This window comes from Flavobacterium frigoris PS1 (genome assembly GCF_000252125.1).
Taxonomy (GTDB): domain Bacteria; phylum Bacteroidota; class Bacteroidia; order Flavobacteriales; family Flavobacteriaceae; genus Flavobacterium; species Flavobacterium frigoris_A.
Map to the genome: position 1 here is coordinate 500,098 of NZ_AHKF01000018.1, position 15,112 is coordinate 515,209.

The window sequence follows — 15,112 nt, forward strand, 5'->3', positions numbered from 1 at the left end:
AAAAGTGTCAAGTTTACAAGTATTCTCAGTGCTCCTAATTTTTTAAATCCTATAAAAACTAAAAACCCAACAATACTATTTTAGTAATGTTGGGTTTTTAGTTGAATTGTATTGCTCGAATGAGTTTATGTAAGCATTACAATTTGACTGTATTCAAGCTAAAAGTCATATTTTCAATGGGACCAGTGATTTCGTTAATTCTGGAATTAGTATAATACAATGCGTTATTATAGATGCTAAATGTATCTGCCCAACGTACTTTATCTCCTTTAACTAAGGTAGTGATTGTTCCTGCAGCATCCATTTTCATAATGGCATTTTGCTCTAAATCGGCATAATATAAGTTTCCATTGGCATCAAATATCATCCCGTCAGGAGCAGATGTTTTAGCCACTTTCTCTACTGCTTTTTCAATTTCAGCTTCTGTTCCTTTCAATAAAGTTTGTACATCAATAGCATATAAGGTATAGCCAGTTAAAGCATGAAAATATAGCTTTTTATTGGCAGGGTTTAATGCAATACCATCAGAGTGAATTGTGTTTTTCCATTCTTTTCCATTAATTGTCAAATGGTCAACCTCTGCTTTTGTTGAAAAATGATTGTCTAAAACGCGTTTCGCTTTTCCCGTTTCGATGTTTAGAATGATTAATCCTGCGTGACCAGAATCAGTTAGATAAATACTTCCATTTTCTTTATCCACTCTCAAATCATTGATATAAGAATCTTTGTGAAAGCTCTCTTTAGGGAAAGTATAGGTTCTTTTTAGCACGTTTGTTTTTAGATCAAAAACAAACAATTTCGGAGCACCAATCACCCCTTTAAAAAGCGGATTTCTTGTGTCTAACACATATAAATCATTTTCAAAAGCCACGACTGATTGTACAGCTACAAAAACAGAATCATGCATCTCTTGGCCTATTTTCCAATCATTCCATTTTGTATTGGGATATGCAATTGATTTGCCGTCAACTACTTCTGTTACCGAAGCAATCACACCCTCTCTCCAGCGAGGAAAGTTCACGATAATACGACCTTCTTGCGTTACAGTAACCCCTGTAACTTGTTGTGCTTTAAACGTAGCAACTTCTTGAATAGATGACGCTGTTTCCGTTTTTTCGTCTGTATTTTTAGGGTTTTTGTTTTCTTTTTTACAGCTGCTTAAGCTTAATATAGAAAGTAATAATAATGCTGTTTTTTTCATTTAAATGATTTTAATTATGGCTGATTTCTCTAACCTAGATTTAGTTTTTTGACTGGGTTGATTGCTGTCATCAGCATCTCGGTATCCTATGGCAACAGCAACTAAGCTGCGGTATCCCTCTAATCCTAAAATTGCCTCATATTTATCTGATTCAATTCCTTCCATCGGGGTAGCATCAATTTGCATTTGGGCGCAAGCACCTAAAAAAATACCTAAAGCCAGATACACTTGTTTGTCAAACCATATTTTAAGATCGGCATCAGCGAGATGCTTTAAGTGCATATTAAAATAGTTTACAGCTGATTCTGGCAAGTTTTCTTTTACTTGTTGCTCAAATAAAGCAACGTTATCAATAGCATTAAAAACTACTACTGTGTCGCAATTGATTACTTTTTCAGCATTAAATAATGAAGCTGCCGCTAATTGTTCTTTTACTTTTTTATCAGAGACAAAATGGAATTGCCAAGGTTGGCTGTTTATAGAAGAAGGACTTAATAGCAGGATCTCTTTAAGTTCTTCTATTTTTGTAGGGTCTATTTTTTTTGTCTCGTCGTACTTTTTAGTAGTATAACGGTTTTGCATTGCGTTTATAAAATCCATTTTATATATAGGGTATAATAATTTAAGTTGCAAAGGTACAAATAACGGCTACGGTTACAATGATCGCCAGTGATACGATATGAAAAACAGCGTTATTTAACAATACTTTTTGATTTATAAAAATTATGGTGAATCAGTAAACGATTCGTTTATGAATAAATTTTAAGGGAAAAACAATTGTACAAAATGAACTCTTTAAGCTCTGTGACTTTGCTAAGAATAGCTTTTAATATTACAATAAATATTATTCTTAAAATAGTATTAAAATTCATAATTTATTTAAAATTTCATCCTAATTTCGCACTGTTTTTCAACGATACCTAAGAAAACGTTTTCGTAAATTTCAAGTTTTTTTGAATTGCAATATTATTTTTTATCTCAATATTTTTGAGCACCAAATGAGAGTAGCTTTAATTTTTTTACATCTGTGTATTCTTCTGCTAGGCGGAGGTAATAATCTTCATGCTGCTACAGCGGATAACCACATTGGTTATACTGCTACATCGACACTTTCTAAAAATCACCAAATTAAATTTTTCCATAAAGATCAAGACAGCAACTTAATCGAAGATGCTGATACTGATTTAGAAGAAGATTATCATTTTGGTACTGATAACAATGACAATTATGCTAAAAAGTACGTTGTCAGTAGTTATTTACTGCCTAAAATCTGGTATCAAGAATTTTCAGGACTTATTGTTGAAAAAACGTACTTCAAGCGTTTAAAACTTTTCCCGCCTTTTTGCGGTTATTCATCTCCTATTTATATTAGACAAAGAGTGCTAAGGATTTGAGCAATATAATACACTGTTGCTAAATTCTATTCTTTTTACATTGATAACGTACTATACGTTAGCTGTTTGTATAGTATTATTTTAAGCAATAGTTATTTTTTACTACCAAACGAGATACTTAAATCTCACTCAATCAATTGCTTAAATTTTATTTTACAACATGAAAAAAATTGTCATGATTACGGGCTTAATGGCCACGATGTTCCTTGTTAGCTGTAATTCAAAAAAGGAAGAAAAAGAAGAATCAACTAAGTTTACTGTTACTAATCCAGTGGTAATTGATACTTCATTTACAAAACAATATGTATCTCAAATTAAGTCGGTTCGAAATATTGAAATTCGGGCTCAGGAAAAAGGATTCCTACAAAATATTTATGTCGATGAAGGACAGTATGTAAAAGCGGGACAACTCTTGTTTCGAATTATGCCAAAAATGTATGAAGCTGAATTACTAAAAGCGCAAGCTGAGGAAAAAGCAGCTGAAATTGAATTACAAAATGCAAAAACGCTAGCCGATAAAAATATTGTTTCTAAGAACGAGCAGGCAGTTGCTATGGCCAAACTACAACAGGCCAAAGCCGAAGTTTCTTTGGCTAAACTAAATTTGTCATTTACTGAAATCAGAGCTCCTTTTTCAGGGACAATTGATAGAATCCCTAAAAAACTGGGGAGTCTTATTGATGAAGGAGAATTGCTAACTAGCCTTTCTGACAACAGTGAGATGTTTGCCTATTTTAATGTTTCGGAACCAGAATATTTGAATTATGAAACTGATATTAAAAACCGTGCAGATAATCATGTAAACTTACTTCTTGCTAATAATGATGTATTAAAATACAAAGGTAAAGTGGAGCTTGTAGAAGGAGAATTTGATAATGAAACCGGAAATATAGCCTTTAGAGCACGTTTTCCAAATCCTGAAAAACTATTAAGAAACGGAGAAACAGGTTCAGTTATGATGACGGTTCCTTTGCATAAAGCTTTAGTCATTCCTCAAAAGACTACTTATGAAATTCAAGATAAAAAATATGTTTTTGTAGTGGATAAAAACAATGTAATTAAATCCAGAGAAATTACCATAAAAGGAGAAATGCCGGATTTATATGTTATTGAGTCAGGTATAACTGCAAATGACAAAATAGTTTTTGACGGAATTCAAAAAGCGAATGATAATGATAAAATTAAATTCGACTATTTAAATCCAAGCAAAGTATTATCAAGCTTGAAATTGAGAGCTGAATAGTTGTTTTAACTTTTAAAAAAATATAAAATGTTTGATAAATTTATACAAAGACCTGTATTATCGATAGTAATATCGCTAGTAATTGTCTTCCTGGGAATATTGGCTATGACCGGATTGCCAGTGACACAATTTCCTGCTATTTCGCCTCCAAAGGTGAATATCACCGCTGATTATCCTGGAGCTAATGGTGAATTGATGGTGAAAGCGGTAGTTATTCCTTTAGAAAGAGCTATTAACGGAGTTCCCGGAATGAAATACATCACCTCAGATGCAGGAAATGATGGTGAAGCTTCTGTTCAAGTTGTTTTTAATCTTGGAACTGATCCTAACCAAGCGGCAATTAATATTCAAAACCGTGTTGCTTCTGTAATTAATAAATTACCACCGTTAGTAGTGAGAGAGGGTTTAAAAATTACTCGTGAAGAGCCAAACATGCTTTTGTATGTCAACTTGTTCAGTAAAGACCCAAAAACGAATCAAAAATTCCTTTATAATTATGCTGATATCAATATTCTGTCGGATTTAAAACGTGTAAACGGAGTAGGGGTTGCCGATATTTTAGGAAATCGTGATTATGCGATGCGTATTTGGTTGAAACCAGACAGAATGTTAGCGTATAAAATTTCTGCTGATGAGGTAATGGAATCATTAAGCAACCAAAGTTTAGAAGCTTCGCCTGGAAAAACGGGGGAAAGTTCTGGTAAAAGATCACAAGCTTTTGAATATGTATTAAAATACAAAGGAAGGTACACTACAAAAGAAGGTTATGAAAATATTGTAGTACGCTCAAGTGCTAATGGAGAATTACTTCGATTAAAAGATGTTGCCGAAGTAGAATTTGGTAGTTCGATGTATGATATTTATTCCAGTATTGACGGAAAACCTTCTGCAGCAATTACCATTAAACAATCGTATGGTAGTAATGCGAGTCAGGTTATTAAAGATGTAAAAGCAAAACTAGAAGAGTTAAAAAAGTCATTTCCTAAAGGAATGGATTATGAAATCAGTTATGATGTGTCTAAATTCTTAGACGCTTCTATCGAAAAAGTAATTCATACTCTTGTTGAAGCTTTTATCTTAGTAGGATTAGTGGTGTTCTTATTCCTTGGAGATTGGCGTTCTACGGTTATTCCTGCAATTGCAGTTCCAGTTTCATTGATTGGTACGTTTGCTTTCATGCAACTTTTTGGAATAACCATCAACTTAATTACGCTATTTGCTTTGGTATTAGCAATTGGTGTCGTAGTCGATGATGCCATTGTTGTAATTGAAGCGGTCCACGCTAAAATGGAAGAAGAGCATCTCTCTGCCAGAAAAGCGACTAAAAAAGCGATGTCAGAGATAGGTGGAGCAATTATAGCAATTACCTTTTTAATGGCTGCCGTATTTATTCCAGTTGCATTTATGTCTGGCCCGGTAGGGATTTTCTACCGTCAGTTTTCAATCACAATGGCTACAGCAATTATTCTTTCGGGAATTGTGGCGTTGACATTGACACCAGCATTATGTGCATTGATGTTGAAAAATAACCACGGAAAACCACGTCCTAAAAATTTAATCAATCGGTTTTTAGATGGTTTTAATAAAAAGTTTGATCATTTGTCAGAAGGGTACAGAAAAGTACTAACGATGTTCATCAACCGAAGATCGGTTTCAATAGGAGTTTTACTTGCTTTTTGTGTGGGTATATTTTTTATAAACAATAGTTTGCCTTCTGGTTTTATTCCAAATGAGGATCAAGGAATGTTCTATGCTATTATTCAAACTCCTCCAGGTTCATCATTAGAAAGAACCAATCAAATTGCGGAAAAACTGCAGAAAGTAGCCGAAAAAATTGATGGAGTGAAGTCGGTTTCTGCCTTAGCAGGTTACGAAATTTTAACTGAGGGAACAGGTGCAAACACAGGAACTTGTTTGATCAACTTAAAAAGTTGGGAAGATCGTCATGAAAATGTGGAGGAAATTATTAAAAAGTTAGAGGAAGAAACTAAGAATATTTCGGGTGCTACTATTGAATATTTCCAACCTCCAGCGGTACCTGGATATGGAGCCGCCGGTGGATTTGAGCTGCGTTTACTTGACAAAGCAGGATCAGGTGATTATAAAAAGATGGAAACGGTAAGTAGAGAGTTTGTGGCCGAGTTGAAAAAACGTCCTGAACTAACGTCAGTGTTTACCTTTTATAGTGCCAGTTTCCCGCAATACATGCTGGATATCGATAATGATATTGCACAACAAAAAGGAGTGAGCATCGAGAATGCAATGAATACCTTGTCAACACTTGTAGGTAGTAATTATGAAACCAATTTTATAAAATACGACCGTCAATACAAAGTAATTGTACAAGCTTCACCTGAATATAGAGCGCTACCTGAAGACATTTTGAAATTGTATGTAAAAAACAATAGAGATGAGATGGTACCGTTTTCTGCTTTCATGAAAATGAAAAAAGTGTATGGATTATCTGAAATTACGAGACATAATATGTACAATGCAGCTGAAATTAGTGGTGCGCCAGCTATTGGTTACAGTAGTGGAACCGCAATTCAAGTTGTAAATGAAGTCGCTGCAAAAACACTTCCTAGAGGATTTGGTATTGACTGGGCAGGTATTTCTGCTGATGAGGTTGCCAGAGGAAATGAAGCTATTTATATCTTTTTAATCTGTCTTGGCTTTGTATACTTAGTTCTTGCAGCTCAATACGAGAGTTTTGTTCTACCACTTATTGTTATTTTCTCACTGCCAGCAGGTATTTTTGGAGCCTTTTTATTCTTGAAATTATTTGGTTTAGAAAACAATATCTACGCTCAGGTTTCTTTAATAATGCTCATTGGTCTGTTAGGTAAAAATGCAGTGTTAATTGTAGAGTTTGCGGCACAGAAGCACAGTCAGGGTGTTTCCGTAATTGATGCGGCCATGGAAGGTGCTATGGTACGTTTCAGACCTATATTAATGACTTCTTTTGCTTTTATTGCTGGTTTGATTCCGCTTTCATTAGCCTCAGACCCAGGTAAAATTGGAAATAGAACTTTAGGTACAGCCGCAGCGGGAGGAATGTTTATAGGTACAATATGTGGTGTTATATTAATACCAGGATTGTATTTGATTTTTGCTAAAATATCAGAAAAACACAAGCTCTCTAAAGACGAAGATGAAAATCCATTCACTGAATATTTAAATGATAATGAATAAGATGAAGTTATATAGATATAGTATAGTACTAAGTCTGGGTCTTGCAGTAATAAGCTGCAAGGCACCCATGGCAGTGAATATGCCAGATAGCAAAGTGGTTCCAGCAACTTTTGGGATTTCAAAGGATAGTACAAACAGTTCAAATCTTAGTTGGAATGATTATTTTAAAGATCCCAATCTAAAAAGTTTGATTACGGTGGCTTTGCAAAACAATCAGGAGTTGTTGATTACCATGCAAGAAATTGAAATGGCTAAGAACGATATCCGTGTTAGAAAAGGCGCATTATTACCATCTGTTGGCTTAAGAGCAGGATCTGGAGTAGAAAAAGTAGGACGATATACAAGTCAAGGTGCTGGTGATGCAACTACTGAAATTGCTCCAGGCAAAGAGTTTCCCGATCCGTTAACCGATTTTAATGTTGGCGCTTATGCGAATTGGGAAGTTGATATTTGGAAAAAGCTACGCAATTCTAAGAAAGCGGCTGTTACTAGATATTTAGCTACGGTAGAAGGGAAGAATTTCGTAATCACAAATCTTATTTCTGAAGTTGCCGATTCTTATTATGAATTGCTAGCACTAGATAGTCAATTGGAAATTGTAAAAAAGAATATCCAATTGCAACAGAATGCACTTGAAATTGTTAAAATCCAAAAAGAAGCGGCTAGAGCAACAGAATTGGCAGTGCAAAAATTCCAAGCTGAAGTTTTGGCTTCAAAAAGTATGGAGTTTCAAATAAACCAAAAAATTGTTGAAACCGAAAATACGATCAATTTCTTGCTAGGTCGTTATCCTGAGAAAATTACTAGAGATAGTGCTAGTTTCTTGAACTTGTTACCGGCTTCCATTCAATCAGGTGTACCTTCTCAATTATTGGCTAATAGACCGGATATAAAACAAGCTGAGTTGGATTTAAAAGCCGCTAAACTAGATGTTAAAGTAGCTCGTGCTGAGTTTTATCCCTCACTTGATATTTCAGCAGCTTTTGGTTTACAAGCTTTCAAAACGTCTTATTTAACAAAGTTTCCTGAGTCGTTGTTGTACAATTTAGTAGGAGATGTTGCAGCTCCTTTGATTAATAGAAACGCAATTAAAGCCGAGTTTGCTAATGCAAATGCACGTCAGTTACAAGCGTTGTATAACTATGACCGTACGATTTTGAATGCCTATTTAGAAGTTGCTAATCAACTGGCTAACATTAATAATTTAGAAAAAAGTTATGCGCTTAAAGCACAACAAGTAAAGTCATTGAACACTTCAATTAGTGTGGCTAATGATTTATTTAAATCGGCTAGAGCTGATTATTTTGAAGTTTTAATGACACAACGTGATGCACTTGATGCCAAATTAGAATTAGTTGAAACAAAAAAAGACCAACTGAATGCTTTTGTTCAAGTTTATAAAGCACTTGGTGGCGGTTGGAAATAAACGTCTACCAAATAATAAACCGAAAGAGCCAGCATGTATTGTTGGCTCTTTTTGTATAAAACTTTGATGATTTAAATTTTGTGGTGTCGATTAGGAGGGACGACAGTGTCCAGACTTTCATTCCTTTTGTTCCATTCTAAAATTTAAATACGATTGTAACTTGGCTTTCGCCAAAGGGAACTGAGTTGGTTGCTGATAAGCGATTATTTAGATAATTTGGTTACCATATTAAAATGCTAAATATAATACTATGGGTATTTCGCTATTTATGCGTAAATTAGCAATGGCCATTGCCACAATTATTAACTAATACTTATTATTATGAAAAAATTAGGCCTTTTTTGTTTACTGTTAGCTTGCATTGGACTCGAAAGTTGTAAAAAAGATCAAAGCGAAAAAGTTGTTGAAGCTGCCAAAGCAGAGGCAGAAGCAACGATAAGCACTGAGTGTTATAGAGCGCTGTATGAAAATGACACTGTTAACTTAAAAATTAATACTCTAAAAAACGGCAAAATTACTGGAGATATGGTGATGAAAATTATCGATATGCCAGAAAAAGTGGGGGAAATAGCGGGAGAATTCCGTGGTGACACCTTATTTGCCAGTTACACCTTTATTCAAGGTGGATATGAGAAAAAAACATATAAAAACCCAATGGCATTTCTAAAAAAAGGGGATCAACTTATTTTAGGTAATGGGAAAATTGAGATGGCTATGGGTGCTTCTTATTTTGCTAAAGGCGAGCCAATAGATTTTGACAGTGTGAAATATAAATTGACAAAGGTGGACTGCGTTGATTAAATCAAAATCTCTAGTGGCTACTGTCGTCTGTAACAAGATGAAAACAGGTGCAGTAAATTAAACATTTAGGATTTCAAGAATTATTGCAAAACCAAAAGGAAAGAATTGAACTACCCCCAAAAAGTCTTAGACTAGTTGGGGGTATTTTTATGCTTAAAAAGGAATGTATTAATTATAATAGGAGCGGATTCAGTTTAGAAAAGATATTCTATTTGAAAATTTACTATAAGAATAATTACAAAAACTTTATCATTTCTATTTGGGAGGTTCTCAGTAAAACAATTTTTATAATTATTACACTTTTACAGTCGTTTTTGTAACCTACAATTGACATCGTTTATCGCAATACTAATGTGGTTTACTAAAAGCAAACTCACTTTTAAAGTATTAAGTGATTTTCTTGGAAATGTTTTCTCTGATTCCTTTTGTTGGTTATTCTATAAGAGTGTTCGGTACTTTGATACAATTAATTTAAGTGTTTTTTGGCAGAAGCCTTAGGTTGTAAATATGATGACGGAATGAAGCTATACTATGTATGTATGTTCATGCCAAATGGCAGCTAATTAGTTTTTTTGCCGAGGCAACACTGATATAAATTAAGCTCGGCTTGTCTTGCTAAAATTTCTATTCTATGCCGTTTTTTTTGTTTTTTTTCAATACATAAATCTGGTGAAGCCGTACTTGTTTGCCGCAACTAGAACCTATTAACAATTCATTAACTATTTCGTCTCGATTTGATGGTATTGAAAACTAGGGGTATTTCTCTTATTTTGACTCCTATTAGTAAAGAGAACTATTTATGTTGAATGTTAGTCAGAAAGAAAAAAAATGTGTGAGGTATCTTACCAATGAAATGTCAAAAGCAGAGCGATCTGTATTTGAAATTGAATTGTCTTTAGATGATGATCTACTTGCTAATTTTGAAGATTTTAAAACAATTTGGATTAGTTATCCCAATAGTGAATTATCCAAAGCGACTACTTCTTTTGGACAAATCATTCAAAAACACAACAAACCAGAAAAGGAAAAACCTCTAAGGGGTTCATTAAAGAATAAGGTACTTATTTCTACTGCTTTGATTTTGGTCTTTTGCACGATCTTTTATTTTGTTGCAATACCAAATTCAGAATATACCAACCATAAAATTGCTTCTAAAGGAGAGCGACTCACTTTTACGCTCCCTGATAGCAGTACTGTAGTTTTAAACTCGGGAAGTGAAGTTAAATACTCTAGTGATTTTAGAAAACAAAGAAATATTTGGCTAAAAGGAGAAGCTTACTTCAAAGTTACAAAGAATATTAATTCCCCTTTTATTGTCCATACGAATGATTTTGATGTAAAAGTTTTAGGAACAGAATTTAATGTTAATAGCAGTACAATTAACCAAACAATTTCATTAGCAAAGGGGAAGGTAAATGTATTAATGAAAGAAAGTAAGGATGAAATTAACCTAATGCCAAATGAAGAATTGGTTTGGAATGCTAAAACAAAGTGTGTCATCAAAAGAAATTTTGATGTCAATAAAATTTTAGCTTGGAAAGATAATATACTTCTACTCGACGATGTGAAAATTGAAGATGCTCTTCCTGAAATTAATCAATTCTATGGGGTAAATTTTGTAATTAAAGATGCTACAATTTCAAAGAAGCATATCAAAGGGGCTTTCAAGAATCAGTCAATTGATGAATTTATAACTTCTCTAGAGTTTATTTTAGATGTGAGTATAACAGAAACTATTCAAAACAACTTCGAAATAGCAAAATACCATGAAAATTAACCAAATAAAAATGGGCAATAGTGATTGCTTTTCGGATGATTATCTGTTTCAGCAAATTAGAAATGGTCAATACGAAGCAATGGAACTTTTCTTCAATCGATATTATACCCCTTTGTGTCGTTTTGGATTGAGTTATGAATCGAATGCTTGTCTTGTGGAAGAAAAAGTAGCTGATATTTTTATTCAGTTGTGGAACAATAGAAATATTCTTGATAAAATTAAAAATCCTAAATCTTATATCTATGTAGTAGTAAAAAACAGTTTAAAAACAGTACGAAAGTCAGAGCCGTTTCATCAACAGATCGATGAAACGAAAACTATTAATTCAATGTTTTCGCCTAGTAGAGAGCAGGAGATTATTGAAGACGAGCAAAAGGAATTTAATACCAATTTAATACGTGAAATATTAGATGTTATTCCTAAAAAATCACGTCAAGCTTTTGAACTCAGTAGAATAGACGGATTAAAATACAAAGAAATTTCAGTAATTCTAAACGTCACTCCTAAAACGGTTGAAAATCATATAGCTATTGCACTCAAATATATTAGTAGAGCTTTAGAATCTCATAAAAAAGAGAGCGTTATTTAACTCTTTCTACTTATTAGTAGAAAAACTAACTTTTTTAAAATCAGTTTAAGTTGTTAAAAAAATAAAAATAATAATCACAGATAAAATGAAACAAAAATTTATTCTAACCTTATCATTATGCCTTCAGTTGGGTATTGGAACGATTTATTCTAATACTCCAATGAAAATTGAAGCCGTAGAAAATGTAGCTGAAAGCGAGAAAATTAATTTAAATCTAAAAGACGTTTCCGTAAAACAAATATTTTCTCTCATAGAACAGCAAATTGACAAAAAGTTCATTTATATGTCAGACCAGAAATTTCTTCAGGAAAAAATTTCTATTACGACAAATAACCAAGATTTAAATCAAGTACTCGCTGTTTTAAAAACCAAGTTGAGTCTTGATTTTAAGATAACTAAAAACGGAATTTTAGTAAAAGAACTTGGTAATTCAAATCAAAATAAGACTCAAGAAAATAGAAAAATTACAGGAGTAGTTTTAGATAATTCTAATTTGCCTATTCCCGGAGCATCTGTTTTTGTAGCAGGAACTGCAATAGCAACCACTACTGATTTTGATGGTAAATTTATGATTAATGTCCCTGAAAACACGAGCAGTTTATCTATTAGTTATATGGGATTTGAAACTAAAATAATCAATATTGAGAATAAGACAGAAATTAAAGTAATTCTTTCTGAATCAACTTCTCAGTTAGACGAGGTTGTAGTTGTGGGATATGGTACAGAACAAAGAAGAAATGTTACCGCTTCTATTTCTTCTGTAAAAATGAAAGATATTAAATCACAACCAAAGGCTAATGTTGTTGAAATGCTTGAAGGTCGTCTACCTGGTGTTCAAATCATGAGTGATAACAGCCCAGGAGGAGGTTCTTCTATTCGTGTACGAGGCTTTAGTACCATTAACAATAATGATCCATTAGTAATTATAGATGGGGTTCCAGCTTCAAATGGATTAAATGGTATTAATCCAACAGACATTGAAACTCTTCAAGTATTAAAGGATGCTGCATCTTCTTCTATTTATGGTTCTCGTGCTGCTAACGGAGTTGTCGTTATAACAACAAAAAAAGGTGGGAAAAATGGTAAAACTGAAATACAATTTGATGGGTATTCCGGTGTTCAATCGGCCTTTAATTTACCTACAATGCTGAATGCACAACAATACGGTGATTTGCTTTGGCAAGCCACTAAAAATGATGGAAAAGTGCCAGCAAGTGGGATCTATGGTAGCAATCCTAATTCACCAACAATTCCTGAGTATCTTAATTCTAGTAAAACCATTCCAAGTGATGATGTAAAATGGATTAATGAAATTATGCAGCCCGCCGCTGTTCATTCATATAATTTATCGCTGTCAAAAGGGGATGAAAAAGGCCAACACGCTTTCTCTCTTGGCTATTTTAATCAGGAAGGAATTATAAAGCATACCGGTTTTGAACGTTTTTCGGCTCGATTTAATTCCAGTTATACCATTAAAGACTTTTTGACTATTGGTGAAAACTTTACGTCTTCGTATACTGAGCAAGTAGCAACAGGAACGAATAGCGCTTTGGGAAGTATCGTTTATGATGCATTGCAATTCCCTTCTATTGTTCCCGTTTATGATACTAACGGCGATTTTGCTGGAAATCCAATCAATGATATTGCAAATCCACTGGGGAATTTAACTCGTGCTAAAGACAATAAGCAAAAGCGAATTCAAGCTTTAGGGAATGTATTTGTCAGTGCTAAGATCAGTGATTTTGTTGTTAAAACCTCTCTAGGATTGGATTTTCAGAATTATAATTACAGAGGTTTTTCACCTGTTTATAATGAAATTCTTTCCCAAAATGTAAAAAATTCGTTAACTACTAACAACAGTTTTAATTATCAGTTAACGATATCAAACACCTTAAATTATAAGAAACAGATTGGTAGTCATAATCTAGACGTTCTTTTGGGACAAGAAGCTATTAAGTACTACTACGAAGGGTTTGGAGCTTCTCGTCAAAACTTCCTTTATGAAGATCCTAATTTTAGATATTTAAGTTATGGTACTGAAAATCAATTAAACACGGGGACTGCAAACGAATGGGCTTTGAACTCCTATTTTGGTAGAGTAAATTATAATTTTAATCAAAAATATCTATTAAGTGCCACTGTTAGGAGGGATGGGACTTCAAGATTGGCCAATAACAATTGGGGAACTTTTCCAGCAGTTTCTGGTGGATGGAGAATAGACAAGGAAGATTTCTTTGATTTTGGAGATAAATTCAGTTCGTTTTTACTGCGTGCCAGTTGGGGACAAACAGGAAATCAACAGCTACCCTCTTATTCCACAGTAGATAGTTATTCCAACAACAATAATTATTCTGATTATGCTATTGGTGGTGGTCAAAATGTGACAGCTACAGGATTAACGCAAACACGAGTTTCTAACGCTGATTTATCCTGGGAAACAACTACTCAGAGAACAATTGGAGTTGATCTAGGTTTTTTTAATGATAAATTAAATGTTACGGCAGAATATTACAATAAGGAAACAAATGACATTTTGGTTTATAATGTGGTTCCACTAACCTATGGAGGTACTAATGATGGACAATGGATTAATGACGGGCAAATGAAAAATCATGGTTTTGAACTGGATTTAAATTATGCAGATAAAATAAGTGATTTCACCTATGACCTTGCTTTGAATTTGACGGGTTACAAAAATGAATTAACGGCTTTAAATAGCGTAGCTTATTTAGGGATTCCTAGTTCTTCTTTACATACGGTTAATTTTGATCAGGAAATATCTAGAAGTGCAGTTGGAGAACCTATTGGATCTTTTTATGGCTATGTTTCTGAAGGTTTATTTCAAAGTCAACAAGAAGTTTCAGATTATGGTTTGCAACCTAATGCACAAGCTGGAGACCTTAAGTTTAAAGATGTCAACGGTGATGGAGTAATTGATAGTAAAGACAGGACTTTTATTGGTTCTCCACATCCTGATTTGATGCTTGGTTTCAATATCAACCTTAAATACAAACAGTTTGATTTAGGAATGTTTTTTAACGGAAGTTTTGGAAACGATATCTATAATCTAACCAAGTACAAAACCCATTTTTTCAATCAAGCAGCTTACAATAAAGATGTTGCTTTATTAGATGCTTGGACGGTTGATAATCCAAATTCTACTATCCCAAGATTGTCACTGGACGATAGAAACAACAACATTCGTGCTTCTTCCTATTATGTTGAAGACGGTTCTTATTTCAAATTAAACAATTTACAATTAGGCTATACTTTTCCTTCACAAGCTTTAGCTGGAATGAAATTGCGTTTATATGGACAGGCTAGTAATGTTTTTACTATAACAAAATATAGTGGAATGACCCCTCAAATAGGTCTGCAAAGTTATTCTTCAAGTAATAGGAACCTTGATATAGGTATTGATAGAGGGATTTATCCACCTTCAAGAACATTTACTTTTGGTTGTAATTTAAACTTTTAAATTTAAAAATG

At 33.5% G+C, this 15,112-nt stretch carries 10 protein-coding genes; 8 read left to right on the forward strand and 2 right to left on the reverse strand.

The features are described 5' to 3' along the window. Window positions 1–136: 136 nt before the first annotated feature. Entirely contained in the window at window positions 137–1,201 is a 1,065-nt protein-coding gene (locus tag HJ01_RS10940; protein WP_007138470.1) for an L-dopachrome tautomerase-related protein, read from the reverse strand. After that, entirely contained in the window at window positions 1,202–1,801 is a 600-nt protein-coding gene (locus tag HJ01_RS10945) for a nitroreductase family protein (protein WP_040473861.1), read from the reverse strand. A gap of 398 nt (window positions 1,802–2,199) precedes the next feature. Between HJ01_RS10945 and HJ01_RS10950 the strand changes: the two genes are divergently transcribed. The 8 genes from HJ01_RS10950 to HJ01_RS10985 all read left to right on the forward strand — a co-directional run bounded on the left by HJ01_RS10950 (window position 2,200) and on the right by HJ01_RS10985 (window position 15,101). Next, the gene (locus tag HJ01_RS10950; protein WP_007138472.1) at window positions 2,200–2,595 is read left to right on the forward strand and encodes a hypothetical protein; all 396 of its coding nucleotides are present in this window, start codon (window positions 2,200–2,202) and stop codon (window positions 2,593–2,595) included. Window positions 2,596–2,755: 160 nt separating this feature from the next. Then, window positions 2,756–3,838: an efflux RND transporter periplasmic adaptor subunit gene (locus HJ01_RS10955; RefSeq protein WP_007138473.1), complete on the forward strand. Its 1,083-nt coding sequence runs from the start codon at window positions 2,756–2,758 to the stop codon at window positions 3,836–3,838. A gap of 27 nt (window positions 3,839–3,865) precedes the next feature. Then, window positions 3,866–7,030, forward strand: coding sequence for an efflux RND transporter permease subunit (locus HJ01_RS10960; protein ID WP_007138474.1), 3,165 nt, complete (start codon window positions 3,866–3,868; stop codon window positions 7,028–7,030). After that, a complete protein-coding gene (locus HJ01_RS10965) occupies window positions 7,023–8,456 on the forward strand; it encodes a TolC family protein (RefSeq protein ID WP_040473862.1) in 1,434 nt (477 codons plus the stop codon). The genes HJ01_RS10960 and HJ01_RS10965 overlap by 8 nt, the downstream gene beginning before the upstream one ends. Window positions 8,457–8,777: 321 nt before the next feature. Then, the gene (locus HJ01_RS10970) at window positions 8,778–9,257 is read left to right on the forward strand and encodes a hypothetical protein (protein ID WP_007138476.1); all 480 of its coding nucleotides are present in this window, start codon (window positions 8,778–8,780) and stop codon (window positions 9,255–9,257) included. An 832-nt stretch (window positions 9,258–10,089) separates the two neighbouring features. After that, a complete protein-coding gene (locus HJ01_RS10975) occupies window positions 10,090–11,034 on the forward strand; it encodes a FecR family protein (RefSeq protein WP_238531082.1) in 945 nt (314 codons plus the stop codon). After that, window positions 11,024–11,623, forward strand: a complete 600-nt coding sequence (locus HJ01_RS10980) for an RNA polymerase sigma factor (protein ID WP_007138478.1) — start codon at window positions 11,024–11,026, stop codon at window positions 11,621–11,623. Before HJ01_RS10975 ends, HJ01_RS10980 begins: the two co-directional genes overlap by 11 nt. An 85-nt stretch (window positions 11,624–11,708) precedes the next feature. Continuing rightward, complete coding sequence (locus HJ01_RS10985) at window positions 11,709–15,101, forward strand: SusC/RagA family TonB-linked outer membrane protein (RefSeq protein WP_040473863.1); 3,393 nt, start codon at window positions 11,709–11,711, stop codon at window positions 15,099–15,101. Window positions 15,102–15,112: the final 11 nt, after the last annotated feature.